A 22,635-nucleotide genomic window follows, 5' to 3' on the forward strand; every position below is an offset into this window, starting at 1 on the left:
CTGACATCATCCGAGACCTCCGGACAGTTGGGGGGTGACCGGCGGTCCGCCGCGGCGGACCGCCGACGGCTCCGTCAGCGGGCGACCGCATCGCCGGCCGCGAGCATGGTGTCGGTGATCACGCCGTAGACCCCGGCCCAGGACTCCTCCATGGCGGGCGTCCACGCGTCGCCCGCGAAGTGCTGCAGGGTGGCTATGAGGCTGGCCCCCACCGCCGGGTAGTGCTCGGGCAGCGCGCCGTAGCCCACGTGGCGCCGCCCGAGGTTCTGCAGCATGCCGGTCAGCGTCTCGGGGTTGTCGATGTTGGAGACCAGCGCGCCCAGCGCCGCCCAGAGGCGGTCGCGCTGCTCGTCGATGTGCGGCGCGAACAGCGGGCGCACCTCGGGGTGATGGGTGAACAGGTGGTCGTAGAAATATGCGGTCACCTGCGTGCCGTTCGGCTCGACAACCTTGAAACTGCTGCGGATCAGCGAAGTGTCTACGGTCATGGCGGCCGACTCTAGCGAGGCGCCCGTGAATCGAACAAGTTGGGTCGGGAGTGTGCCGGAACCATCTCAGAAAATCCGCATCTTGATGTCGGATATCTCGACGGACCCTCTCCCCTGACGGACATCGCCCGCAATCAGCCCATCCATGGGTGGATTCCGCGCATATGGGACCGCAGTCCTCTGAACTGCCAGGACACAGGCCGCTTTCCGCCCTTCCTGACGCCGCGGCAGGTGCGCGAGAGGAGTACCGGCGGCCCGAACTTGTGAAGGCGTCCCGGCATGTGGAAGTCTCCGGCCCGAAGCATCCGCGCGGCGCCTGACCGGAAAGCGGCCGGCAAATCCCGGACGGCCGCGGCGGTTTTACGGCATTGCGGATTCCGCGCGCTCTCGTGATGCCCGCGACGTTATTCCGGAACCCGATCATCCGCGCCCGGGTCACGAACATCCGCGGTTTTGCCGCGACACCCCTTCTCACGTGCCGCCGCCGGGAGTTGCGGGCGGGCCGGTCGGCGGCGCGGCCGTGGTGTGGGCGAATCCGGCGCGTGCGGCGGGCGGGGCGTGGTTCACTGCGGGCACGCGAAGGAAGGGAAGTCGTCGTGCCGCATGAGGTGGATGGGTCGTTCGTGGCGTTGCCGTTGCGCGCGCTGGCCGATGCCGCGCTGGCCAGAGCGCGTGCGCTGGGGGCCGAGCACGCGGACTTCCGGCTGGAGCGGGTGCGCAGCGCGGCGTGGCGGCTGCGGGACGCCCGCCCGGCCGGCTCCTCGGACGTCACGGACCTGGGGTACGCCGTCCGCGTGGTGCACGGCGGGGCGTGGGGCTTCGCCGCCGGCGTCGACCTGACGATGGACGGCGCGGCGAAGGTCGCCGCGCAGGCCGTCGCGATGGCGAAGCTGTCGGCGAGGGTGATCGCGGCCGCCGGCTCGCCCGAGCGGGTCGAACTGGCCGCCGAGCCGGTGCACGCGGACCGCACCTGGGTGTCGTCCTATGAGGTCAACCCCTTCGACGTGCCCGACGAGGAGAAGACCGGGCTGCTCGCACAGTGGAGTGCGGGGCTGCTGGCCGCGGACGGCGTCTCCCATGTGGACGCGTCGCTGATGACCGTCCAGGAGAACAAGTTCTACGCCGACACCGCCGGCACCAGCACGATCCAGCAGCGGGTCCGGCTGCATCCGACGCTGACGGCGGTCTCCGTCGACCCGGGCGGCGACTTCGACTCGATGCGCACCCTGGCCCCGCCGGCCGGCCGCGGCTGGGAGTACCTGACCGGCGGCACCTGGGACTGGTCCGGCGAACTGGCGGCGCTGCCGGAGCTGCTGGCCGAGAAGATGCGCGCCCCCTCGGTGCGCGCCGGCCGCTACGACCTGGTGGTCGACCCGTCGAACCTGTGGCTGACCATCCACGAGTCGGTCGGCCACGCCACCGAACTGGACCGCGCGCTCGGCTACGAAGCGGCGTACGCGGGCACCTCCTTCGCCACCTTCGACCAGCTCGGCACCCTGAAGTACGGCTCCGCGCACATGAACGTCACCGGGGACCGCACCGCCGAACACGGCCTGGCCACCGTCGGGTTCGACGACGAGGGGGTGGCCGCCCAGTCCTGGGACCTGGTGCGCGACGGCGTCCTGGTCGGCTACCAGCTCGACCGGCGGATCGCGAAGCTCACCGGCTTCGAGCGGTCCAACGGCTGCGCCTTCGCGGACTCCCCCGGCCATGTCCCGGTGCAGCGCATGGCGAACGTGTCGCTCCAGCCGGCACCCGGCGGCCCGTCCACCGAGGAGCTGATCGGCTCCGTCGACCGCGGGATCTACGTGGTCGGCGACCGCTCCTGGTCCATCGACATGCAGCGCTACAACTTCCAGTTCACCGGGCAGCGCTTCTTCCTGATCGAGCACGGCAGGCTCGCCGGGCAGCTCAAGGACGTCGCCTACCAGGCCACCACCACCGACTTCTGGGGCTCCATGGCCGCGGTCGGCGGCCCGCAGACCTATGTGCTCGGCGGCGCCTTCAACTGCGGCAAGGCCCAGCCGGGCCAGGTCGCGGCGGTCAGCCACGGCTGCCCGTCGGCCCTCTTCGAGGGCGTCAGCATTCTCAACACCACGCAGGAGGCCGGCCGATGAGCGGCAGCGTCAGCAGCGCGGCGACCACGCCGCACGAGATCGTGGAGCGCGCCCTGGAGCTGTCCCGGGCCGACGGCTGCGTGGTGATCGCCGACGAGCAGTCCAGCGCCAACCTGCGCTGGGCGGCCAACTCCCTGACCACCAACGGCGTGACCCGCGGCCGCACCCTCACGGTGATCGCCACGGTCGACGGCGCCGAGGGCACCGCCTCCGGCACGGTCTCGCGCAGCGCGGTGACCGCCGACGAGCTGGAGCCGCTGGTACGGGCCGCGGAGGCGGCGGCGCGGGCGGCGGGGCCCGCGGAGGACGCCCGGCCGCTGGTGCCCGGCCGCGCCCCGTCGGCGGACTTCACCGCGCCGCCCGCGGAGACCTCCTCCGAGGTGTTCGCGGCGTTCGCCCCCGCGCTCGGCGAGGCGTTCGGCGCCGCCGCGGCGGGCGGCCGGGAGCTGTACGGCTTCGCCCACCACTATGTGACGTCCACCTACCTGGGCAGCTCCACCGGGCTGCGGCTGCGGCACGACCAGCCCTCCGGCACCCTCGAGGTGAACGCGAAGTCCCCGGACCGGACCCGTTCGGCGTGGGCCGGCCGCGCCACCCGCGACTTCGGGGATGTCGACCCGCTGGCGCTGGACGCCGAGCTGGCCCGGCGGCTGGCCTGGGCGGAGCGCAAGGTCGAACTGCCCGCGGGGCGCTACGAGACGCTGCTGCCGCCCACCGCGGTCGCGGACCTGTTGATCTACCAGCTCTGGTCGTCCGGGGCCCGCGACGCGGCCGAGGGCCGTACGGTCTTCTCCCGCCCCGGCGGCGGCACCCGGATCGGCGACAAGGTCGCCGCGCTGCCGCTGACGCTGCGCAGCGACCCGGCCGAACCGGGCCTGGAGGCGGCGCCGTTCGTCATCGCGCACGCCTCGGACGACGACTCGTCGGTCTTCGACAACGGGCTGCCGCTCGGCCCGGTGGAGTGGGTGCGCGAGGGCACCCTCAACCAGCTGCTCACCAGCCGGCACACCGCGGAGCTGACCAGGGTGCCGCTGGCGCCGATGGTGGACAACCTGGTGCTGGACGGCGGCGGCACCCGCTCCCTGGAGGAGATGGTGGCCGGCACCGAACGCGGCCTGCTGCTGACCTGCCTGTGGTACATCCGCGAGGTGGACCCGGCGACGCTGCTGCTGACCGGCCTGACCCGGGACGGGGTGTACCTGGTGGAGGGCGGCGAGGTGACCGGCGAGGTGAACAACTTCCGGTTCAACGAGTCGCCGGTCGACCTGCTGGGCCGCGCCACCGAGGCGGGCCGCACCGAGCGCACCCTGCCCCGCGAGTGGGGCGACTACTTCACCCGTGCCGCCACCCCGGCGCTGCGGATTCCCGACTTCAACATGAGTTCGGTCAGCCAGGGCGTCTGAGCGGCCGGGCCGGCGGAACAGGCGCGGGCCGAGGCGACGGCCGGAACAGGGGAGGGACCATGCTCGACGAGAAGCAGACGGTCAAGGTGTCGAAGTTCCTGTCGCTGGTGCTGCGGCACGACCCGCAGGCCGTGGGCGTCACCCTCGACGAGGCCGGCTGGGTGGGGGTCGACGAACTGCTCGCCGCGTGCGCCGCCCACGGCCGCCGCATCTCGCGCGCGGACCTGGACCACGTGGTCGCCACGAACAGCAAGCGCCGGTTCGCCTACTCCCCGGACGGCCGCCGGATACGCGCCAGCCAGGGCCACTCGGTCCCGGTGCAGCTGGGCCTGCCCGCCACCGCTCCCCCGGACGTGCTCTACCACGGCACCGCGACCGCGGCGTGGCCGCTGATCCGGCAGGAGGGCCTGCGGCCGATGTCCCGGCAGGACGTGCACCTGTCCGCGGACCCCGGGACGGCGCTACGGGTGGGCGCCCGGCACGGCCGCCCGGTGGTGCTGGTGGTGGACGCGGCGGGGATGGCGGCCGCCGGGCACGCCTTCCGGGTCAGCGACAACGGGGTGTGGCTCACCGACGCGGTGCCGCCGCGGTGGCTGCGGCAGGCGCCGCAGGGCGGGCCGGGCCGCCGCTGAGCCGGCGGTCACCTCCGCGCCGCGTCGCGGCGGCGCCTGCGCCCGGCCCACAGGGCGTCGCCGATCGCCACCAGCACGATGGCGCCGACGAGTTGCAGCAGGTGCCGGGTCCAGTCGAAGCCGCTGGTGTGGCGGACGCCGAGCCACCGGGACACGCCGTTGCCGAGCGCGCTGCCGCCGATACCGCAGATCACGGTGAGCCACAGCGGCAGGCTCTGCTTGCCGGGGATGATCGCTTTGGCGATCAGACCGAGCACCAGGCCGACGATGATCGCCCACAACCAACCCATGCCGCTCGCCTCCTCCGGCCGGGCCGCGTGCGCCCGGCAGATGTCCCGCCAGTGTCCGCCCGGACGGCCTACGCCGCATGTCGGGCAACGCCCTACCGCGTGCGGCGAAGCAGCGGCACGGCGCGCGGCAGGCCGCCCCGCTCTGCTGTGCGGCGCCCCGGCGGCGTACCGTGGTGCCACCGGTGAGCAGGTGTCGTGACCCGTGATCGGCACGGCCCGGTGCGTGGAGCAGGCGGTGGAGCGGGATGGGGAAGCAGGGCGGTCCTGAGGTCTTCCGGATCACCGGGGCACGGGCCGGGCTCACCGACGACGTACGCGGGCGCCAGCGGCGCTACATCATCTCGATGTCGATCCGCACCGTCTCGGTGGTCCTGACGGTGGTCCTGTGGAACGTCGAACGGCCGCTGGCGTGGGCGACGCTCGTCGTGGGCCTGCTGCTGCCGTACGTGGCCGTGGTCTTCGCCAACGGCGGGCGGGAGAACGCGCCGGACCTGCCGTCGTCCTATGTGCCGCCGCTGTCCCGGCCGGCTCTGGAGCCGTCGGAGGTGGTGCCGGGCGCGGAGGCCGCCCCGGCCCGGCCCGGGGACGCGGGCGGGGACACGGGCGGAGACGCGTTCGGAAAGCAGCCGGACGCGGACTGACCGCGCCCTTTCGAACAGCGACTGGTCCAGACCAATGGCGGCGGGCCGGGAAAGCTCAAGAAAAGCTCAGATCAATCGTCCTGTTCCCCCTCCACGAGCGGCGGAGCGCGTGCCATACTGCGGTACGCGCTCCGTATCCCCCGTCGGAGCGATGGACCGACGCCGGGCGGCTCCCCCCGTGGCTGCCCGGCGTCGCCATGTGCGCGGCCGCCGTGTTCGAAACCGCCGCGTCCGATGCCGCCCGAAACCGCGTCCGAGGCGGCCGGGTCCGCTGCTCCGCGGCCGCCCTGTTTACTGGGTGCCATGAGCGACGAGATGCCGCCGACCTGCTCGGCGAAGGGCTGCCGGGCGGCCGCCGTGTGGGTGCTGGCCTGGAACAACCCGAAACTGCACACCCCGGAGCGGCGCAAGACCTGGCTGGCGTGCGAGGAGCACCGCGAGCACCTGTCCCAGTTCCTCGGGGTGCGCGGCTTCCTCAAGGACGTGGTGGCGCTGACGGAGTGGGAGGCCCGGTCAGCCGCCGATGGCTGACATCGGCCGGTCCGGCTGGAGGAACGCCGGGTCGTCCAGGCCCGAGCCCGCCTTCTTGCCCCACGTCGCCGTCCGCCACCGCTCGGCGATCTCGGCGTCCCCGGCGCCCGAGCGCAGCGCCCCGCGCAGGTCGGACTCCTCGCGGGCGAACAGGCAGGTGCGCACCTGGCCGTCGGCGGTCAGCCGGGTACGGTCGCAGGCACGGCAGAACGGCCGCGTCACCGAGGCGATCACCCCGACCCGGGCCGGGCCGCCGTCCACCAGCCAGCGTTCGGCCGGCGCGTGGCCGCGGGCCGGCTCGCCCTCGGCGGTGAGCGCGAAGCGGGTGCGCAGCGCGGTCAGGATCTCCTCGGCGGTGACCATGCCGGAGCGCTGCCAGCCGTGCTGCGCGTCCAGCGGCATCTGCTCGATGAACCGCAGTTCGTAGCCCTCGGCCAGGGCCCATGCGAGCAGGTCGGGCGCCTCGTCGTCATTGACCCCGCGCATCAGGACGGCGTTGACCTTGACCGGGGTGAGCCCGGCGGCGCGGGCGGCGGCCAGCCCGTCGAGCACGTCGCGGTGCCGGTCCCGGCGGGTCAGGGTGCGGAAGGTGTCGGGGCGCAGGGTGTCCAGCGACACGTTGACCCGGTCCAGGCCCGCGGCGCGCAGCGCGCCGGCGGTGCGGCCCAGCCCGATCCCGTTGGTGGTCAGCGACAGCCGGGGGCGCGGCTCCAGTGCGGCGCAGCGGGCCACGATGCCGGCCAGGCCCGGGCGCAGCAGCGGCTCGCCGCCGGTGAACCGCACGTCGGTGACGCCGAGTTCGGTGACGGCGACCCGGACCAGCCGGACCACCTCGTCGTCGGTGAGCAGGTCGGGACGGGCCAACCAGCGCAGGCCCTCCTCGGGCATGCAGTAGGTGCAGCGCAGGTTGCAGCGGTCGGTGAGCGAGACCCGGAGGTCCGTGGCGACCCGACCGTAGGTGTCGACGAGCACGGCCCCTCCTTCCGTTCCCGCACCGGCGCGGCGGTCCGCCGGTGCTCGCGGCCGGCGCGTACGGCACCGGCCCGCTGCTCACCTCCCACCCTAGGTCCTCCCGGCCCGCGCCTGCCGCGACGGACTGGTGGAACGGCGGCTCGGGGGCCCGCGCGGCACCGTCATCACCCGCGGTCCGGCCATGGGGTGGGAAACGCTGTCGGCGACGGCCCTTATCCTCAATGACCATGCTGGACAACCGGACCGAGCCGCCCACCGCTCCCGGCGGGCCGACCCCGACGCCGACCACCGCCCCGGCGGCGGTCCGCGCGGCGATCCCCGCCCCGGCCCCGCCGCCCTGGCTGCCCGCACCGGCGTCGTGGCCCGCCGGCTACCCCGAGGGCTACGCCGTGGTCGACGTGGAGACCACCGGGCTCAGCCGGAACGACCGGATCGTGTCCGCGGCCGTCTACCGGCTGGACGCCTACGGCACGGTGCAGGACCACTGGTACTCGCCGGTGAACCCGCAGCGCGACCCCGGCCCGGTCTGGATTCACGGTCTGACCGCGGCGGCCCTGGCGAAGGCGCCGCTCTTCGCGGAGATCGCCGACGCCCTCGCGGAGCAGCTGGCCGGGCGGGTCCTGGTGGCGCACAACGCGGTCTTCGACTGGTCCATGCTGGCGCGGGAGTTCGCCCGCGCGCAGACCACCGCACCGGTCGAGCACCGGCTGTGCACCATCGTGCTGGCCAAGGAGCTGGGCCTGCCGCTGGCCAACCACAAGCTGGAGACGCTCGCCGCGCACTACGGGGTCGAGCAGCGCCGGGCGCACCACGCGCTCGACGACGCCCGGGTGCTCGCCGAGACGTTCCGGCCGAGCCTGCACCTGGCGGCCGCCGCCGACCTGCCGCTGCCGCTGCACGCCTGCCGCCCGCTGACGGAGTGGAAGGACGCCGCGGGCGCACCGGCGCGCCCCGGCCAGGAGGAGCGGACCGCGGCGCCGCGCGCCGGCCGCCTGTACGGCTCGGGGTACGGCAACTCCGGCTGGCGCCCGGCCCGCAAGCGGCCGGCCTGCCCGTATCCGAACCCCGGGCGGCTGGCGCCGGACGGGCCGCTGGTCCAGGGCATGCGGGTGGCGTTCTCCGGCGACACCGGCATCGACCGCGAGTTGCTGGAGGACCGGGCCACCGACGCGGGGCTGCACGTCGCGTCGTCCGTGAGCCGCCTGACCAGCCTGCTGGTCACCAACGACCCCGACTCCCCCACCACCAAGGCGGTCCGCGCCCGGCAGGTCGGCACCCCGATCATCGACGAGGCGCGCTTCGCCGAACTGCTCAAGGCCGTCCGGCCCGCCGACGGTGTACACGGCTGACGCCTGGGTGCCGTACACCACCGTACGGGTGAAAGGGGCGGCCCGACCCGCCGCCGCGCCGCGCGGAGCGTTGCCCACCCGGCGGCCGGTCCGCACCCTGAACGGCATGGCCCGTTGCGAGGTTTGCGGAAACGACTACGCGTTGAGCTTCGAGGTGCACGCCCAGGGCGCGGTGCACGTCTTCGACAGCTTCGAGTGCGCGATCCACCGGCTGGCACCGATCTGCGAGCACTGCCGCGTGCAGATCGTCGGCCACGGGGTGGAGGTCGACGGCCGGTTCTACTGCTGCGCGCACTGCGCCAACGCGGAGGGCGCGGTCGGCATCGTCGACCGGGTCGGCACGCCCTCCCCCGCCTGACCGCCGCGCCGCCCGACCGCCCGCCCCACCGCGCCCGCACCTTCCCGGACCCGCGCTCCCCACCCCCGCCGCCGAGTTGTACGGTCAGGGGATTGCACGGCGGACAGCACGGGGGCGGCCGGCGACGGCCCCAAGAAGGCGGCGAGGCGGACACGTGGCAGCACCCATCGAGGACTACGCGATCATCGGCGACCTCCAGACCGCCGCGCTCGTCGGCCGGGACGGCTCGATCGACTGGCTGTGCCTGCCCCGCTTCGACTCCGGTGCCTGCTTCGCCGCCCTGCTCGGCGACCGCGACAACGGCCGCTGGCGGATCGCCCCGGTCAACTCCGGGCACTGTGCCAGCCGCTCCTACCGCGGCGACACCCTGGTGCTCGACACCGTGTGGGAGACGCCCAGCGGCACCGTGCGGGTCACCGACTTCATGCCGCAGCGCGACAAGGCGCCGGACGTGATTCGCGTCGTGGAGGGCATATCCGGCGAGGTCGCCATGCACACCGAGCTGGTGCTGCGCTTCGACTACGGCAACGTGGTGCCCTGGATGCGCCGCGTCGACGGCCACCACGTGGCCACCGCCGGGCCCGACTCCGCGTGGCTGCGCAGCACCCCGAACGTGCCGATGTACGGCAAGGACATGCGCACCCACGCCGACTTCACCGTCAGCGCGGGCGAACGCGTCGGCTTCGTGCTGACCTGGAACGTCTCGCACGCCCGGCACCTGCGCAAGGTCGACCCGTTCGCGGCCCTCGACACCTGCCTGAAGGACTGGGAGTCCTGGTCCGCGCAGTGCCGCTACGAGGGCCCCTGGCGCGACGCGGTCCTGCGCTCCCTGATCACCCTCAAGGCGCTGACCTACGCGCCCAGCGGCGGCATAGCGGCCGCGGCGACCACCTCGCTGCCCGAGGAGATCGGCGGCGTCCGCAACTGGGACTACCGCTACTGCTGGCTGCGCGACGCGGCCCTGACCCTCAACGCCCTCATCGCCGGCGGCTACCTCGACGAGGCCCGCGCCTGGCGCGACTGGCTGCTGCGCGCGGTCGCCGGCGACCCGGCCGACCTCCAGATCATGTACGGCATCGCGGGCGAGCGCCGGCTGCCGGAGTACGAAGTGCCGTGGCTGGCCGGCTACCAGGGCTCGGCCCCGGTCCGGATCGGCAACGCCGCCGCCGGACAGCTCCAACTCGACGTCTACGGCGAGGTGATGGACTCCCTCTTCCTCGCCGGCGAGCAGGGCCTGGCCACCGAGTCGCACGCCTGGAACCTCCAGCGCTCCCTGATGGACTTCCTGGAGTCCAAGTGGCGCGAACCCGACGAGGGCCTGTGGGAGGTCCGCGGCCCGCGCCGGCACTTCGTGCACTCCAAGGTGATGGCCTGGGTCGCGGCCGACCGCGCGGTGCGCACCATGGAGTCCCGCCCCAAGCTGCGCGGCGACGTCGACAAGTGGCGCGCGATGCGCGACCAGGTGCACGCCGAGGTGTGCGCGAAGGGCTATGACGCGGACCGCAACACCTTCACCCAGTCCTACGGCTCCCGCGAACTGGACGCCGCCACGCTGCTGATCCCGCAGGTCGGGTTCCTGCCGCCGGACGACCCGCGGGTGGCCGGCACCGTGGAGGCGGTCCGCGCCGAACTCGACCTCGGCGGCTTCGTCCGCCGCTACAGCCCGGAGGCGGCCGGGGTGGACGGCCTGCCCGGCACCGAAGGCGCCTTCCTGGCCTGCTCGTTCTGGATGGTGGACGCCCTGCACACCACCGGGCGGCCGGACGAGGCGAAGGAGCTGTTCGAGAAGCTGCTGTCGCTGCGCAACGACGTCGGGCTGCTCGCCGAGGAGTGGGACCCGGTCGCGGGCCGCCAGCTGGGCAACTTCCCCCAGGCATTCAGCCACATCGGCCTGGTCAACAGCGCGCTGACGCTCACCGGCCGGGCCGGCGACACCGCCTGACCGCGGGCGGGCGCCGTCAGCTGACCCGCCGGGCCCGGTGGCGCACCGCGCGCAGCCGCGCCTCGGCGGGCAGCTCGTCCAGCCCGGCCGAGCCGCGGGCCCGGGTCAGCACCGAGGTGTCCAGGCCCGCCACGACCTCCCGCGGGTTGGCGTCCGGCTCCAGGCCCAGCACCAGCCGCGCCGAGGGCCGCCCGCGCCGGCCCACCAGCCGCGCCCCGGACCACGCAACCCCGTCGTACGCCTCCGACTCCGCGCGCAGCACGTCCTCCACCGCCCGGCCGCGCAGCTGCGCGCCCTGACCGTCGCCGCTGTCCACCCGGATCTGCCGGACCCGGCGGCTGCGCGCCTGGGCGAACAGCCACCACAGACCGATCAGCAGCAGCACCGCCAGCACCGCGATCACCACCGGCCACCACCAGCCGTCGGAGCGGTAGCGGGTCCGGTCGTGGTCGCTCAGCAGCACGTCCTTCGGGCCGCTCCACGGCCACCAGTGCGGCATCGTGAAGTTCCAGTGCCGCTCCAGGTCCAGGCCGCCGACCAGGACCGACAGCCCCACCACCAGCAGCAGCAGGCCGAGCAGCCCGAGCATGACCCGGTTGAGTGTGGTGCGCATGCGCCCTCTCCTCACGCCTTCTTGTCGGCCCGCCGGACGTGTACGCGCATCGCGAGCTCCCTGGCCAGCCCGAGCTGCGCGACCGCCGTGTCCAGCGCGGCGGACAGGTCGCGCCGTACGTCGTCCAGTTCGCGGAAGTGCGAGGTGGCGCGGGCGGTGACCTTGCGGCGGCCCACCTTCACCCGCGACCAGCGCACCCCGGCGACCTCCATCGCCCGGTCGCGCAGCACCAGTTCGGCCGCGTGCCGGTCCAGCCCGGCCCGTACGCCCTGCGGGCCTCGGCGGGCCATCGGCAGCACCTTGCGCTCGCCGGGGGTCGCCGCGAGCAGCAGCAGCCACAGCCCGAGCGCCGCGGCCACTGCGGCGCCGACGATGATCCAGACGTTGTCCAGGTGGCGGGTGGCCAGCTCGTCCGCCAGCGTCTTGCGCCAGGCCATCGCCTTGCGGTCGGTGCGCACCGCGGCGACGTCGTAGAGGAACAGGCCGGTCAACGCGGTGCAGACGGCCGCCGTCAGGGCCGCGGGGACGCGGCGCCCGGACCAGAAGCGCTTGACGCGCACCGCGCCGGGCTCACCGGCGGCCGGGGCGTACTGGAGCGCGCCGGAGCCCTCGTCCGGGTCGAGGGTGGGCAGCCTGACGGTGGGTTCGGGGCGGCCGTCCGCGCGCTCGCCGTACCCGGCGCCCGGGTCGGCGCCGCTGCCGCCGCCGGCGTCCGCCGGACGCCTCGGGTCCGGGCCGTCGTCGCTCACTGCACCCTCCCGTCGTCCTTGCGGCGGGCGGCGGCCGAGTGCAGGCGCTCGACCTCGACCGCCACCTCCGGTACCGCCATCCCGGTCAGTTCCTCGACCCGGCCGGTGACATGGCGCCGTACGCTCCCGCAGACGGCGCCGATGTCGGTGGGGTAGCCGAGTTCGAGGGCCAGCCGCAGCCGGGCGGTGTCCTTGCGCACCGACACCGTGGCATGCGGGCGCGCGTCGCCGGGCACCAACTCGGCACCCGGCGCGTCGCTCAGCGCCTCACCGGCGGCCTGCGCGGCGATCTTCGCGACCACCCGGTCCGCGATCCGCAGCGCCCCGCGCTCCGCGGGCGGCATCCTGGCGGATTGGGCTCCCGCCATCAGCGCCGCCGGTCGCGGTCGCGGTCACGGTCACGTGTCCGGAAGAACTCGCCCGGTTCGAGGTCGCCGTCCAGGAACTTGCCTGCCACGAACCCGACCACGCCGAGCGCCGCCACCAGCAGGAAGGCCCCGAACCCGCCGAACCATCCGGCGAACCCGAGCGCCATTCCCACCGCCAGGCCGATCACCGCCATACTCATTCCGCGCTCTCCGTCCGCTCAGCCATGACCGCCTCCGCCTGCGTCCGTTCCGGAGCCGGCCCGCTACTGGACCCGCTGCTCGCGCTCGTCGTCATCGTCCTCGTCGGGCAGCTTCACGTCGCCGACCGCGACATTGACCTCGACGACCTCGAGGCCGGTCATCCGCTCCACCGCCGTGATCACGTTCTCCCGCACGGCGCGGGCGACCTCGACGATCGACACGCCGTACTCCACGACGATGTCCAGGTCGAGCGCCGTCTGCACCTCGCCGACCTCGGCCTTGACCCCGCGGGCCACCGACCGGCCGCCGCCGGGCACGCGGTCGCGTACGGCGCCGAACGTGCGGGACAGGCCGGTGCCCATCGCGTGCACGCCCACCACGTCGCGGGCGGCGAGCCCGGCGATCTTCTCGACCACGCCGTCGGCGATCGTCGTACGGCCGCGGGTGGCCGGGTCACCGAGCGCCTTGCGGCCGCCCGACGCGCCCTTGTCCAGCGTCCTTCCCTCGGCCGAGGACGTGCTGTTCGGCTCCGGGCTGCCATGCTGTGCGCTGTCGCTCATCGCGAGTCGTCCCTCCGTCTCGGCTGCTCCGTGCACCACACTAAGTGCGCATGCCCCCGCACGCGTGGGGGATGCGGCGAGTGGGTTGCCACCGGCCTTCCCCCGATCGGGTGGCCGGCCCGTCGAAGCGAGGGGTGGAGGTCATGGACCGGCTGAGCCGAACGGTACGGGAACAGGTCGCGCTGGGGCGGTTGTTGCCGCTCGGCGCGCCCGAGGACGGCGCTTGGATCACCGAGCGGACGGCCGTGGCGGCACTCCGGGCCGTCTGCGCGGCGCTGCCCGGGGTACGGCTCGGCCGGGTGAACATCCTGCCGGTGCCGGACGGCCCGGTCGGCCCCGAGGTGTCCCCGGCCGCCCCGGTGGGCGCGGTGCCGCACCGGCCGCTGCGGATCGAGGCGCGGTTCGAGGCGGCGCTCGGCGAGCCGCTGCCGGTCCTGGCGGAGCGGCTGCGCACCGCGCTGTTCGCTGCCGCGGGCGACAGCGGGCTGGGGCTGCCCGTCCGGGTGGTCGACCTCGCGGTCACCGGGCTGGTCGACGACGCCACCGCCCTGGCCGGTGCCCCCGCGCCCCCCGCGCGGCCCGAACTCGCCGACGACTACGGACCCGCATCCGCGTCCGACGCCCCCGCCCGCCCCGGCACCGCCGCCGCCGTCCAGGCCGCGGTCCTCTCCGTACCGGGGGTCGCCCGGGTGACCCGGCGGCTCGCCGGACACGCCGGTGTCCACGTCCACGACTCCGACGGGGCCCAGGGCTCCGCCCGCTACGTACGGCTCCAACTCGCCGCCGCCCCCTCCTACCGACCCCTCACCGTCGCCCGCGCCGCCTCAGCCGCCGCCACCCAAGCCGCCACCCCGGGCGCCCCCGGCCCCGTCTCCACCGCGGTCCTCATCACCGACCTCGCGTAGCGGGGTCGGCCCGCACCCCCCGGGTGCCCCCGTCCCGCCCGTCCGGGACCTTGCGGCAGGTGGGTGGCTTGTCGCGCCGTTCCCCGCGCCCCTGAGCACGCCCGGGTACCCCGTGGTGCGGGCCCGCCCGGGGGTGCCCCTCTCCGACGGCTCCCGGACCTTGCAGTCGGTGGTGGGCTGGTCGCGCAGTTCCCCGCGCCCCTGGAAACGCTTCGGGTACCCCGTGGTGCGGGCCCGCCCGGGGGTCCCCTGTCCGACAGTTCCCGGACCTGGCGGTAAGTGGATGGCTGGTCGCGCAGTTCCCCGCGCCCCTGGGTAGCTACCTGGTCGTGCCGGAGTGAGCTGACTTGGTGCAGGGGGAGGTCGGCTGTCGGCAGCACCACATCGGCTGGCTCCGGGAGGAGCAGAAGCTTTCCCAGGGGCGCGGGGAACTGCGCGACCAGCCACTTCCCGGCCGCCAGGTCCGGGAACCGCCGGACAGGGCAGATGGTGCGGAGCCCCGCCACGGAAGACCAGAAGCATTCCCAGGGGCGCGGGGAACGGCGCGACAAGCCCACCACCGGCCGCAAGGTCCCGGACGGGCGGGACGGGGGCACCCGGGGGGTCCGGTCAGTCGGAGACGTTCATGAGGTCACGAAGCCTGCGGCCTTGGGCCGCACGCTCGGCGGCGCGCTGGGCACCCTCGTCCTCGACCAGCGCGGAGCGCAGCAACCCCTTTGTCTCGATGACGGCGTCGCGGGGCGCCGAGAGTACTGCGGCGACGAGGTCGGAGACGGTGTCGTCGAGTTCGGGGGCGGGCACGACGACGTTGGCGAGGCCGCTGCGGAGGGCCTCGTCCGCGTGGACGAAGCGTCCGGTCACGCAGATCTCGAGGGCGCGGCCGTAGCCGACGAGTTCGACCAGCGGCTTGGTGCCGGTGAGGTCGGGCACGAGCCCGAGCGAGGTCTCCCGCATGGCGAACTGGACGTCGTCCGCACAGACCCGCAGGTCGCAGGCGAGGGCGAGCTGGAAGCCGGCCCCGATCGCGTGCCCCTGGACAGCGGCGACCGTGATGAGGTCGGTGCGCCGCCACCAGGTGAACGCCTCCTGGTACCCCTCGATGGCCGCGTCGAGCTGCTGCTCGGTGCCGCGCGCGAGGTCGAGGAAGGACGGTTCGCCCTCGAAGCCCTCAGGAGTGAACGCACGCCGGTCGAGCCCGGCGGAGAAGGACACGCCCTCGCCGCGCAGGACCGCGACCCGTACGCTCCCCGGCAGCAGCCGCCCCGCCTCGGCCAGGGCCCGCCACAGGGCGGGTGACTGGACGTTGCGCTTGGCCGGGTTGCAGAGGGTGATGTGTGCGACGGCACCGTCCAGGGTGAGCCGGACTCCGTCGCGTTCGAGCAGGACGTGGGCATCGGGCATCGGGCACCTCCGAGCGGACCGCGAACATGATTACCGAAGAGTAACCACTCGCTCGGCGCGCCGGTCGTACGGGTGCCCGTACACACCCCGGGGCGGACCGTGAACGCCGTCCGGCGCCCGCTCCGCCCCCGCCCGCGGGAATTCCCCGCGGTGATCAGGCCGCGTCGGCCTTCTTGCCGCGTGTCGCACCGCCGCGGCCGCGCAGGACCACGCCCGACTCGCTGAGCATCCGGTGGACGAACCCGTAGGAACGCCCGGTCTCCTCGGCGAGGGCACGAATGCTCGCACCGGAGTCGTACTTCTTCTTCAGGTCTGCCGCGAGCTTCTCGCGCGCGGCGCCGGTCACCCGGCTGCCCTTCTTCAGAGTCTCGGCCACCCGTGCCTCCTCCAGGGAAGTGCGCTATGGACTCTCATGATCACCCCTAACCCGGTTCCTGGCCACCCATTCGACAAGGTCGATCGCCGTACATTCGGCGACCGAATGTGCCGATAGCCCCCGCAGAACCCGGTGTGCGGGCAATTTCCCGGCCGTAATTCCCGTGCCGAGATCTTCCCCCGGGGAATACCGGCAGGTCAGCCCGGTGGGTAAGGAGTTCACCGACGTCATGGCACTGATCGGCGGGCCGGGCGGGCGGCTGGCCGGGGCAGGGCGGCGGTACGAGGCCGACTCATACAGATGAAGGATCAACGATGGGCCGAATGATCGATTCAGCATGATCATCCGGCCCAACGGCGCAGTAGGGGCGCCGCTCCCCCGGCCGTGCGGCACCGCGTCGGAGCGGCGCCGCAGGGCCCCGGGCTCAGGCCAGCGCGACCAGGTCGGCGTACGCCTGGCTCCACAGGTCCTCGACCCCGTCGGGCAGCATGATGATCCGCTCGGGTTCGAGCGCGTGGACCGCGCCCTCGTCGTGGGTGACCAGCACGACCGCGCCGGTGAAGGTGTGCAGCGCGCCGAGGATCTCCTCGCGGCTGGCCGGGTCGAGGTTGTTGGTGGGCTCGTCTAGCAGCAGCACGTTGGCGCTGGAGACGACGAGCGCGGCCAGCGCCAGCCGGGTCTTCTCACCGCCGGACAGCACCCGGGCGGGCTTGTCGACGTCGTCGCCGGAGAAGAGGAAGGAACCGAGGATCTTGCGGATCTCGACCAGGTCGGTGTCGGGCGCGGCGGAGCGCATGTTCTCCAGCACGGTGCGGTCCGGGTCGAGGGTCTCGTGCTCCTGCGCGTAGTAGCCGAGCTTGAGGCCGTGGCCGGGGGTGACGGCGCCGGTGTCGGGCTGCTCCACCCCGGCCAGCAACCGCAGCAGCGTGGTCTTGCCGGCGCCGTTCAGCCCGAGGATGACCACGCGTGAGCCGCGGTCGATGGCCAGGTCGACGTCGGTGAAGATCTCCAGCGAGCCGTAGGACTTCGAGAGCCCTTCGGCCATCAGGGGGGTCTTGCCGCACGGCGCCGGGTCGGGGAAGCGCAGTTTCGCGACCTTGTCGGCCTGCCGGACCTCTTCCAGCCCGGACAGCAGCTTCTCCGCCCGGCGCGCCATGTTCTGCGCGGCAACGGTCTTGGTGGCCTTCGCGCGCATCTTGTCGGCCTGCGAATTCAGCGCGGCGGCCTTCTTCTCGGCATTCGCGCGCTCGCGGTGGCGCCGCTTCTCGTCGGCTTCCCGCTGCTGCTGGTAGAGCTTCCAGCCCATGTTGTAGACGTCGATACGGGAGCGGTTGGCGTCGAGATAGAAGACCTTGTTGACGACCGTCTCGATCAGGTCGGTGTCGTGGGAGATGACGATGAATCCGCCGCGGTAGGACTTGAGGTAGTCCCGCAGCCAGGTGATGGAGTCGGCGTCGAGGTGGTTGGTGGGCTCGTCGAGCAGCAGCGTGTCGGCGTCGGAGAACAGGATGCGGGCCAGTTCGACCCGGCGCCGCTGCCCGCCGGACAGGGTGCGCAGCGGCTGGCCGAGCACCCGGTCGGGCAGGCCGAGCGCGGCGGCGATGGTGGCGGCCTCGGCCTCGGCGGCGTATCCGCCCTTGGTGAGGAATTCCGTTTCCAGCCGCGAGTATTTCTTCATCGCGTTCTCGCGGGTGGCGCCCTTGCCGTTGGCCATCCGCTCCTCGTTCTCGCGCATTTTGCGCAGCACCACGTCAAGGCCGCGGGCGGACAGCACCCGGTCGCTGGCGATGGTCTCGAGGTCGCCGGCGCGCGGGTCCTGCGGGAGGTAGCCGACCTCGCCGGAGTTGGTGACGCTTCCGGCGGCGGGCTGGCCCTCGCCGGCCAGCACCTTGGTGAGGGTGGTCTTGCCGGCGCCGTTCCGGCCGACCAGGCCGATCCGGTCGCCCTTGGCGACGCGGAAGGAGGCGGATTCGATGAGGATGCGGGCGCCGGCGCGCAACTCGATGCCGGTGGCAGTGATCACGGGTGAAGCTCCAGGGCGATGGGCGCCGCGCCAGGCGGCAGCGGAGGACGAGAGGTCCGGGGGCGCGGCGGCGCGAAGGCGTCGGAAGCCGGCCCGCGGACTGCGGTCGGGGCGGGCGCCGTGACCGGTGGGTCGGCGCCGCGGCTGGTCGACTCGGCTAATCGAGGAGCAGAACTGCCATAGGTGCATTCTACGACCGACCCGCAACCGCTTTTCCCGGCTCCGCCGCCACGGCTGCGCGCACCCGCCGGGCACATCGCCCATACTCGGACATGTGCCAGTGACGGGCACTGGCCGCCCTCGGGAAGGGAGACCACCCATGACCGGCCGGCTCAGCGTCTGCCCCGCCCTGCGGTACCAGGACGCGAAGGGCGCCATCGCGCTGCTGAAGGACACGTTCGGCTTCACCGAGGTCGCCGTGTACGAGAACGACGACGGCACCGTCGCCCACGCCGAACTCGCCCACGGCAACGGCATCGTGATGCTCGGCACCGCCACGGACGAAGGCGCGTACGGGCAGGCCGCCCAGCACCTGGGGCCCACCTCGGTCTACGTGGCGGTCGACGACGTCGACGCGCACTACGCCCGTACGGCGGCCGCCGGCGCGAAGATCGTGGCGCCGCTCACCGACAAGGACTACGGTTCGCGCGACTACGTGGTCCGGGACGCGGAGGGGAACCTGTGGTGCTTCGGCACCTACGCGCCCGAACTCCCGTCGTCGTAGAGGCTGTTCACGCCTCGCCGGTGTGCACCTGGAACGCCGCCTTGCGCATCGCCTTCGCCAGCGCGGGGTCGGGGTGCGCGGCGGCGAGGGCGACCAGGACCTGCACGGTGCGGGGGTGGCCGGCCCGCCGCACCTCCTGGAGCAGCCCGGGCACCGAGCCCTGGACGGCCGTCTCCAGGTGGCTGACGAGCAGGTGCTCGTCGCCGTGGTCGGCGACCGCGGCGGCGGTGTCCACCCACAGCCAGGTGGCCTCCTCGCGGCTCAGCAGCCCGGTCGCGGTGTCCGGGTCGCCGCCGTCCAACTCCGCCAGCCACAGCACCGCGTAGGGGCGCAGCGTCGGTTCGTTGACGACCGCGCGCACCGCCGCCTCCGCCGGGTCGCCGACCACGCGCAGCGCCTCGAAGGCCAGCCCGCGCAGCAGCGCGTCCTCGCCGCGGGCGGTCTCCAGCAGCTCGGCGACGGCCGGCGCGACCGGGCGGGCGGCCAGCCACGCGCGGTACTCGGCGCGGGCCGGCCCCGGGGACAGGCGGGCGCAGGCGCGCAGCATCGTCTCCGCGGACTGCTCCATGTTCCCCGCCGGGCCCTGGGCGGCCACGCAGATCTGCTCCAGCTTGACCCACACCGCCCAGCTGCCCAGCGCGGTCAGCGCGGCCTCGTCCGGGCGCTTCGGGTCGCGCGGGCGCAGCGCGCCCACGTCGGTGGCGGCTTCCAGCACCCAGTCCAGCAGGGCGGGCAGCGGGTCGCCCGCGGCGGGCGGTTCGTGCCGCTCGGTGCGCAGTTCGGCGACGCGCTGCCGCAGCAGGTCCAGCAGCGTGTCCAGCGGCACCGGGCCCTGCGAGAGGTGCAGGAAGGACAGCAACTGCGGTGCGGCCTCGATGACTTCGGCGACCAGGGCGGGGTCGGCGCCCAGCGCGCCGCCGGTGTCGGCACCATCGGCACCATCGGCACCATCGGCACCGTCATCATCGTCCCCCCGCGTGTCGGGCGCGAGGAACGGGTGGGCGAGGGACCAGGCGTCGAACAGGGCCACCCAGCCGCGCAGCACCGCAGTGTCGTCGGTGTCCCAGGCGCGCAGCCGCCAGCCGGGGCGGGCGGTGCCGCGGTGCAGCTCGATCAGGCCGGACAGCCGTGCCCGGTCCCAGGCGGTGCGGACCTGGCCGGGGGTCAGCCCGAGGTCGGCCGCGGCCTGGGCGACGGTGCCGTCCGGCAGTATCCCGGTCGGCCCCGCGGTGCCGGGGCCGGTGCCGGCCCACCGCGCGAGCCGTACCGCGGCGGCGAGTTCGGCCCTGGCGACGTGGGCGAGTTCGGGGATCGAGGGGGTGCCCTCGGGGGGGCGCGCCGGTCGCGACCTGCGCGTCGTGGCGGTCCTGCGGGCCGCGGTGAGCGGCCGGCGGGGGACGAGGCGGAGCGGAGTGTCTCGCGGGATACGGGACGTCACCTGATCAGTCTCGCCGCTCAGCACCCAGAATCCCAAACCCGACTGTGAACGCGCTCACATGAGCGGGGTCAGAAAGCGGCGCAGCGTCTCCTCGTACGCGGCCGGGTCGGCGTTCCACATCGCGGTGTGGGCGGCGCCGGGCACCGTGTGCAGGGATGCCTTGCCGGGGTAGCGTGCGGCGAGCGCGCGCGAGGCGGACCAAGGGGCGAAGGTGTCGTCGGGGCCGTGCACGATCAGCGTCGGTACGTCCAGGCCGGCCGGCCCGCCCGCTTCCGTTTCTGCGGTTTCCTCCGCGGAGCGGGGGCCCTGCGCGCCGGTACGGCCCTGCGCGGCGCGGACGGCGAGCGGCGTGACGGCGGCGGGCAGGCCGCGGGCGCGGACCGCCGCGGTGACCGTGGCGCGCCAGTCCAGCACCGGCGAGTCCAGGACGAGGCCGGCGACCTTGTCGGCCGACGGGGAGCGGCGCAGGGCCCGCAGCGCCATCGCCGCGCCGGTGGACCAGCCGTACAGCACCAGGGCCGTCGCGCCGTGCGCCACCGCGTGGCGCATCGCCGCGTCCAGGTCGCGCCACTCGGTGGCGCCGAGGTGGCCGATACGGTCCGGGGAGGCGGGGGCGCCCGCGTCGTTGCGGTACGTCGGGACCAGGACCGGCAGCCGGAAGCGGTGCAGGGCGGGCAGGACCGCGAGGGCCTGCTCACGGGTGGCGCCCACGCCGTGCACCGCGATCACCCAGATCGAGCGGGCGCCGGGTACGTACCAGGCGGGCATCGGGCCCAGTTCGCCCTCGACCTCCACGTCGTGGAACTCCAGGCCGCACGCGGTCCGCGGGTCGCCCGCGTACGCCTGCGGGGTCAGCCGGACGAACGCGCCCGCGTCCACGGTGCCCTTACCCGTGCCGAGCAGTTCCCTGGTCACGGAGCGGCCGTCGGTCCTGAGCACCCGGCCCACCGTCGCGTGCACGCCCGGGCCGCTCAGGCCGTACACCCCCGGGCGGCCCGACTCCGTGGTGCGGGTCAGCACGACCTCGTGCGGCGTCACGCTGTGCACCGTCACCGCCCCGCCCGGTGGCGGGCCCGCCACCCCCGGGTTCAGGGCGAACCTCGATCCGTACCGGCCCGCCGCCAATGCGGCCGCGCCGGCACTCACCACTGTCGTGGCCGCCACGGCCACCGCGTGTCGAAAGCGCATCACCCTCACTCTGCTACCCCCTCCGGGCGGGCGCCACCGCACCCGACGTGTGCCCCCTCCCACGGGGGTGCCGGGACCTTCCGGCCCGTGGGTAGCTTGTCGCGCAGTTCCCCGCGCCCCTGGAAATGCTTCTGGTCTTCCGTGGCGGGGCTCCGCCCGGGGTGCCCCTAACTGTCCGGTTCCCGGACCTTGCGGCCGGTGGTGGGCTGGTCGCGCAGTTCCCCGCGCCCCTGGAAATGCTTCTGGTCCTTCCGGAGCAAGCCGACGTCCCTCCTGCACCGGGTCAGGTCACTCCGGTAGGACCAGGTAGCTACCCAGGGGCGCGGGGAACTGCGCGACAAGCCACCCACTCACCGCAAGGTCCGGGAGCCGTCGGACAGGGGCACCCCCGGGCGGGCCCGCACCACGGGGTACCCGGGCGTGCTCAGGGGCGCGGGGAACGGCGCGACAAGCCACCCACCGGCCGCAAGGTCCCGGGACGGGCGGGACGGGGGCACCCGGGGGGTCAGGGTTGGCCGTAACCACGGAACTTGGTTCCCGCGGCTTCGAGTTCCGCGGGGGTGAGGGTCGTGGGAGTGGAGCCCGTGGAAGTCGCGGTGAGCCAGACGCGGCACATCCATTCGAGCTGGGCGCCGCGGTCGTAGGCGCGGTCGAGGGTGTCGCCGAGACTGATCATCCCGTGGTTGCGCATGAGGCAGGCGGTGCGGTCGCCGCGGAGGGCGTGGAGGACGGCGTCGGCGAGTTCGGGGGTGCCGTAGAGGGCGTAGTCGGCGACGCGGACGGGTCCGCCGAGCTCCGCGGCCATGTAGTGGATGGCGGGCAGCTCGGCGACGAGCGTGGAGACGGCGGTGGCGTGCGGTGCGTGGGTGTGGACGACCGCCCGCGCGGGGGTGCCGCGGTAGACGGCGAGGTGGAGCGGGAGTTCGCTGGTCGGTCTGAGCTCGCCGCGCACCTGGCGCCCGCTGGCGAGGTCGACGCCGACGAGGTCGCCGGGCCCGAGCCGGTGGTAGGGCACGCCGGTGGGGGTGACCAGGACCAGGTCGTCGCCGACGAGGGCGGAGACGTTGCCGGAGGTGCCGACCACGAGGCCGTCCGCGACGGTGCGGCGGGCCGCGTCGACCACGTCGGACCAGGTCTGCTGTGCTGCGTCGTGCACGGGAACCCCTTGCTGCCGTTGGTGCCGCTGATACCGGTTCGAGGGTGCCACGGGCGGACCGACCACCAAAGAGCACGGATTACGGCTCGCTTCACCGGTCCGCGGGATCACGCAGGAGTGCGCCAGGGCGTCGCGCCGACCGCTCCCGACCGCTCCGCACCCCTTCCCGATCCCCCCGCGTTCACCGATGATTCATGTCAGCACTCCGAG

The 22,635-nt window shown here is 73.9% G+C and carries 24 protein-coding genes; 10 read left to right on the plus strand and 14 right to left on the minus strand.

Going from position 1 to position 22,635, the window contains the following annotated elements; genetic code table 11:
* Positions 1–74: 74 nt before the first annotated feature.
* Complete coding sequence (locus AC3ERT_RS23000) at positions 75–488, minus strand: globin domain-containing protein (RefSeq protein ID WP_335973173.1); 414 nt, start codon at positions 486–488, stop codon at positions 75–77.
* Positions 489–1,084: 596 nt separating this feature from the next.
* Here AC3ERT_RS23000 and AC3ERT_RS23005 point away from each other — a divergent pair.
* The 3 genes from AC3ERT_RS23005 to AC3ERT_RS23015 are packed head-to-tail and all read left to right on the plus strand — an operon-like array spanning position 1,085 to position 4,640.
* Positions 1,085–2,605 carry a TldD/PmbA family protein gene (locus AC3ERT_RS23005; protein ID WP_335973176.1) on the plus strand — a complete coding sequence of 507 codons (1,521 nt, stop codon included), beginning with the start codon at positions 1,085–1,087 and terminating at the stop codon, positions 2,603–2,605.
* Positions 2,602–4,008 (plus strand): metallopeptidase TldD-related protein, encoded by a 1,407-nt coding sequence (locus AC3ERT_RS23010; RefSeq protein ID WP_435129490.1) that lies wholly within the window; start codon positions 2,602–2,604, stop codon positions 4,006–4,008. Before AC3ERT_RS23005 ends, AC3ERT_RS23010 begins: the two co-directional genes overlap by 4 nt.
* Before the next feature lie 59 nt (positions 4,009–4,067).
* The gene (locus AC3ERT_RS23015; protein ID WP_435176500.1) at positions 4,068–4,640 is read left to right on the plus strand and encodes an RNA 2'-phosphotransferase; all 573 of its coding nucleotides are present in this window, start codon (positions 4,068–4,070) and stop codon (positions 4,638–4,640) included.
* A gap of 8 nt (positions 4,641–4,648) precedes the next feature.
* Here the strand turns inward: AC3ERT_RS23015 and AC3ERT_RS23020 are convergent, their stop codons facing one another.
* Positions 4,649–4,930: a GlsB/YeaQ/YmgE family stress response membrane protein gene (locus AC3ERT_RS23020; protein WP_335973188.1), complete on the minus strand. Its 282-nt coding sequence runs from the start codon at positions 4,928–4,930 to the stop codon at positions 4,649–4,651.
* Positions 4,931–5,175: 245 nt separating this feature from the next.
* Here AC3ERT_RS23020 and AC3ERT_RS23025 point away from each other — a divergent pair, with 245 nt between their 5' ends.
* Both AC3ERT_RS23025 and AC3ERT_RS23030 read left to right on the plus strand, forming a co-directional pair.
* Complete coding sequence (locus tag AC3ERT_RS23025) at positions 5,176–5,571, plus strand: DUF3099 domain-containing protein (RefSeq protein ID WP_335973189.1); 396 nt, start codon at positions 5,176–5,178, stop codon at positions 5,569–5,571.
* 303 nt (positions 5,572–5,874) lie between these two features.
* Positions 5,875–6,102 carry a hypothetical protein gene (locus tag AC3ERT_RS23030; RefSeq protein WP_335973191.1) on the plus strand — a complete coding sequence of 76 codons (228 nt, stop codon included), beginning with the start codon at positions 5,875–5,877 and terminating at the stop codon, positions 6,100–6,102.
* Here AC3ERT_RS23030 and moaA read toward each other — a convergent pair.
* Positions 6,085–7,074 (minus strand): GTP 3',8-cyclase MoaA, encoded by a 990-nt coding sequence (moaA, locus tag AC3ERT_RS23035; protein WP_435129499.1) that lies wholly within the window; start codon positions 7,072–7,074, stop codon positions 6,085–6,087. The genes AC3ERT_RS23030 and moaA overlap by 18 nt on opposite strands.
* 227 nt (positions 7,075–7,301) lie before the next feature.
* Here moaA and AC3ERT_RS23040 point away from each other — a divergent pair, with 227 nt between their 5' ends.
* From AC3ERT_RS23040 to AC3ERT_RS23050, 3 genes are all read left to right on the plus strand, one after another.
* Positions 7,302–8,423 carry a DEDDh family exonuclease gene (locus tag AC3ERT_RS23040; protein ID WP_435176502.1) on the plus strand — a complete coding sequence of 374 codons (1,122 nt, stop codon included), beginning with the start codon at positions 7,302–7,304 and terminating at the stop codon, positions 8,421–8,423.
* A gap of 106 nt (positions 8,424–8,529) precedes the next feature.
* Positions 8,530–8,781, plus strand: a complete 252-nt coding sequence (locus AC3ERT_RS23045) for a hypothetical protein (RefSeq protein WP_335973202.1) — start codon at positions 8,530–8,532, stop codon at positions 8,779–8,781.
* A gap of 154 nt (positions 8,782–8,935) precedes the next feature.
* The gene (locus AC3ERT_RS23050) at positions 8,936–10,723 is read left to right on the plus strand and encodes a glycoside hydrolase family 15 protein (RefSeq protein ID WP_435129505.1); all 1,788 of its coding nucleotides are present in this window, start codon (positions 8,936–8,938) and stop codon (positions 10,721–10,723) included.
* A 16-nt stretch (positions 10,724–10,739) separates the two neighbouring features.
* On the opposite strand, the gene amaP is transcribed toward AC3ERT_RS23050, so the two are convergent.
* From amaP to AC3ERT_RS23075, 5 genes are all read right to left on the minus strand, one after another.
* A complete protein-coding gene (amaP, locus tag AC3ERT_RS23055; protein ID WP_435129508.1) occupies positions 10,740–11,336 on the minus strand; it encodes an alkaline shock response membrane anchor protein AmaP in 597 nt (198 codons plus the stop codon).
* Positions 11,337–11,347: 11 nt separating this feature from the next.
* Positions 11,348–12,085, minus strand: coding sequence for a DUF6286 domain-containing protein (locus AC3ERT_RS23060; protein WP_435176504.1), 738 nt, complete (start codon positions 12,083–12,085; stop codon positions 11,348–11,350).
* Positions 12,082–12,429, minus strand: a complete 348-nt coding sequence (locus AC3ERT_RS23065) for an Asp23/Gls24 family envelope stress response protein (protein WP_335973215.1) — start codon at positions 12,427–12,429, stop codon at positions 12,082–12,084. The genes AC3ERT_RS23060 and AC3ERT_RS23065 overlap by 4 nt, the downstream gene beginning before the upstream one ends.
* A gap of 23 nt (positions 12,430–12,452) precedes the next feature.
* The gene (locus AC3ERT_RS23070; RefSeq protein ID WP_335973218.1) at positions 12,453–12,653 is read right to left on the minus strand and encodes a hypothetical protein; all 201 of its coding nucleotides are present in this window, start codon (positions 12,651–12,653) and stop codon (positions 12,453–12,455) included.
* Positions 12,654–12,716: 63 nt separating this feature from the next.
* Entirely contained in the window at positions 12,717–13,214 is a 498-nt protein-coding gene (locus AC3ERT_RS23075; protein ID WP_335973222.1) for an Asp23/Gls24 family envelope stress response protein, read from the minus strand.
* Between the two features lie 143 nt (positions 13,215–13,357).
* Here AC3ERT_RS23075 and AC3ERT_RS23080 point away from each other — a divergent pair, with 143 nt between their 5' ends.
* Complete coding sequence (locus AC3ERT_RS23080; protein WP_435176506.1) at positions 13,358–14,119, plus strand: hypothetical protein; 762 nt, start codon at positions 13,358–13,360, stop codon at positions 14,117–14,119.
* Positions 14,120–14,728: 609 nt separating this feature from the next.
* On the opposite strand, the gene AC3ERT_RS23085 is transcribed toward AC3ERT_RS23080, so the two are convergent.
* The 3 genes from AC3ERT_RS23085 to AC3ERT_RS23095 all read right to left on the minus strand — a co-directional run bounded on the left by AC3ERT_RS23085 (position 14,729) and on the right by AC3ERT_RS23095 (position 17,919).
* Positions 14,729–15,520 carry an enoyl-CoA hydratase/isomerase family protein gene (locus AC3ERT_RS23085; RefSeq protein WP_435129515.1) on the minus strand — a complete coding sequence of 264 codons (792 nt, stop codon included), beginning with the start codon at positions 15,518–15,520 and terminating at the stop codon, positions 14,729–14,731.
* Positions 15,521–15,674: 154 nt separating this feature from the next.
* Positions 15,675–15,896 (minus strand): helix-turn-helix domain-containing protein, encoded by a 222-nt coding sequence (locus AC3ERT_RS23090; RefSeq protein WP_335973233.1) that lies wholly within the window; start codon positions 15,894–15,896, stop codon positions 15,675–15,677.
* A 424-nt stretch (positions 15,897–16,320) separates the two neighbouring features.
* Positions 16,321–17,919, minus strand: coding sequence for an ABC-F family ATP-binding cassette domain-containing protein (locus AC3ERT_RS23095; RefSeq protein WP_335973237.1), 1,599 nt, complete (start codon positions 17,917–17,919; stop codon positions 16,321–16,323).
* Between the two features lie 319 nt (positions 17,920–18,238).
* Here AC3ERT_RS23095 and AC3ERT_RS23100 point away from each other — a divergent pair, with 319 nt between their 5' ends.
* Positions 18,239–18,643, plus strand: a complete 405-nt coding sequence (locus tag AC3ERT_RS23100; RefSeq protein WP_335973242.1) for a VOC family protein — start codon at positions 18,239–18,241, stop codon at positions 18,641–18,643.
* Positions 18,644–18,650: 7 nt separating this feature from the next.
* Here the strand turns inward: AC3ERT_RS23100 and AC3ERT_RS23105 are convergent, their stop codons facing one another.
* The 3 genes from AC3ERT_RS23105 to AC3ERT_RS23115 form a co-directional block, all read right to left on the minus strand.
* Entirely contained in the window at positions 18,651–20,081 is a 1,431-nt protein-coding gene (locus AC3ERT_RS23105) for a hypothetical protein (RefSeq protein WP_435176508.1), read from the minus strand.
* 54 nt (positions 20,082–20,135) lie between these two features.
* Positions 20,136–21,269, minus strand: a complete 1,134-nt coding sequence (locus AC3ERT_RS23110; protein ID WP_335973251.1) for an alpha/beta hydrolase — start codon at positions 21,267–21,269, stop codon at positions 20,136–20,138.
* Between the two features lie 505 nt (positions 21,270–21,774).
* Positions 21,775–22,425, minus strand: a complete 651-nt coding sequence (locus tag AC3ERT_RS23115; protein WP_435176511.1) for a class II aldolase/adducin family protein — start codon at positions 22,423–22,425, stop codon at positions 21,775–21,777.
* Between the last annotated feature and the right edge of the window lie 210 nt (positions 22,426–22,635).

This window comes from Actinacidiphila sp. bgisy145, assembly GCF_057708125.1.

What these genes read in the sequence shown, in the direction of transcription:
- AC3ERT_RS23000 (WP_335973173.1), bottom strand. Translation starts at nt 488, where the DNA reads ATGACCGTAGACACTTCGCTGATCCGCAGCAGTTTCAAGGTTGTCGAG.
- AC3ERT_RS23010 (WP_435129490.1), top strand. Translation starts at nt 2,602, where the DNA reads ATGAGCGGCAGCGTCAGCAGCGCGGCGACCACGCCGCACGAGATCGTG.
- AC3ERT_RS23015 (WP_435176500.1), top strand. Translation starts at nt 4,068, where the DNA reads ATGCTCGACGAGAAGCAGACGGTCAAGGTGTCGAAGTTCCTGTCGCTG.
- AC3ERT_RS23020 (WP_335973188.1), bottom strand. Translation starts at nt 4,930, where the DNA reads ATGGGTTGGTTGTGGGCGATCATCGTCGGCCTGGTGCTCGGTCTGATC.
- AC3ERT_RS23025 (WP_335973189.1), top strand. Translation starts at nt 5,176, where the DNA reads ATGGGGAAGCAGGGCGGTCCTGAGGTCTTCCGGATCACCGGGGCACGG.
- AC3ERT_RS23030 (WP_335973191.1), top strand. Translation starts at nt 5,875, where the DNA reads ATGAGCGACGAGATGCCGCCGACCTGCTCGGCGAAGGGCTGCCGGGCG.
- AC3ERT_RS23040 (WP_435176502.1), top strand. Translation starts at nt 7,302, where the DNA reads ATGCTGGACAACCGGACCGAGCCGCCCACCGCTCCCGGCGGGCCGACC.
- AC3ERT_RS23045 (WP_335973202.1), top strand. Translation starts at nt 8,530, where the DNA reads ATGGCCCGTTGCGAGGTTTGCGGAAACGACTACGCGTTGAGCTTCGAG.
- amaP (WP_435129508.1), bottom strand. Translation starts at nt 11,336, where the DNA reads ATGCGCACCACACTCAACCGGGTCATGCTCGGGCTGCTCGGCCTGCTG.
- AC3ERT_RS23065 (WP_335973215.1), bottom strand. Translation starts at nt 12,429, where the DNA reads ATGCCGCCCGCGGAGCGCGGGGCGCTGCGGATCGCGGACCGGGTGGTC.
- AC3ERT_RS23070 (WP_335973218.1), bottom strand. Translation starts at nt 12,653, where the DNA reads ATGAGTATGGCGGTGATCGGCCTGGCGGTGGGAATGGCGCTCGGGTTC.
- AC3ERT_RS23075 (WP_335973222.1), bottom strand. Translation starts at nt 13,214, where the DNA reads ATGAGCGACAGCGCACAGCATGGCAGCCCGGAGCCGAACAGCACGTCC.
- AC3ERT_RS23080 (WP_435176506.1), top strand. Translation starts at nt 13,358, where the DNA reads ATGGACCGGCTGAGCCGAACGGTACGGGAACAGGTCGCGCTGGGGCGG.
- AC3ERT_RS23085 (WP_435129515.1), bottom strand. Translation starts at nt 15,520, where the DNA reads ATGCCCGATGCCCACGTCCTGCTCGAACGCGACGGAGTCCGGCTCACC.
- AC3ERT_RS23100 (WP_335973242.1), top strand. Translation starts at nt 18,239, where the DNA reads ATGACCGGCCGGCTCAGCGTCTGCCCCGCCCTGCGGTACCAGGACGCG.
- AC3ERT_RS23110 (WP_335973251.1), bottom strand. Translation starts at nt 21,269, where the DNA reads ATGCGCTTTCGACACGCGGTGGCCGTGGCGGCCACGACAGTGGTGAGT.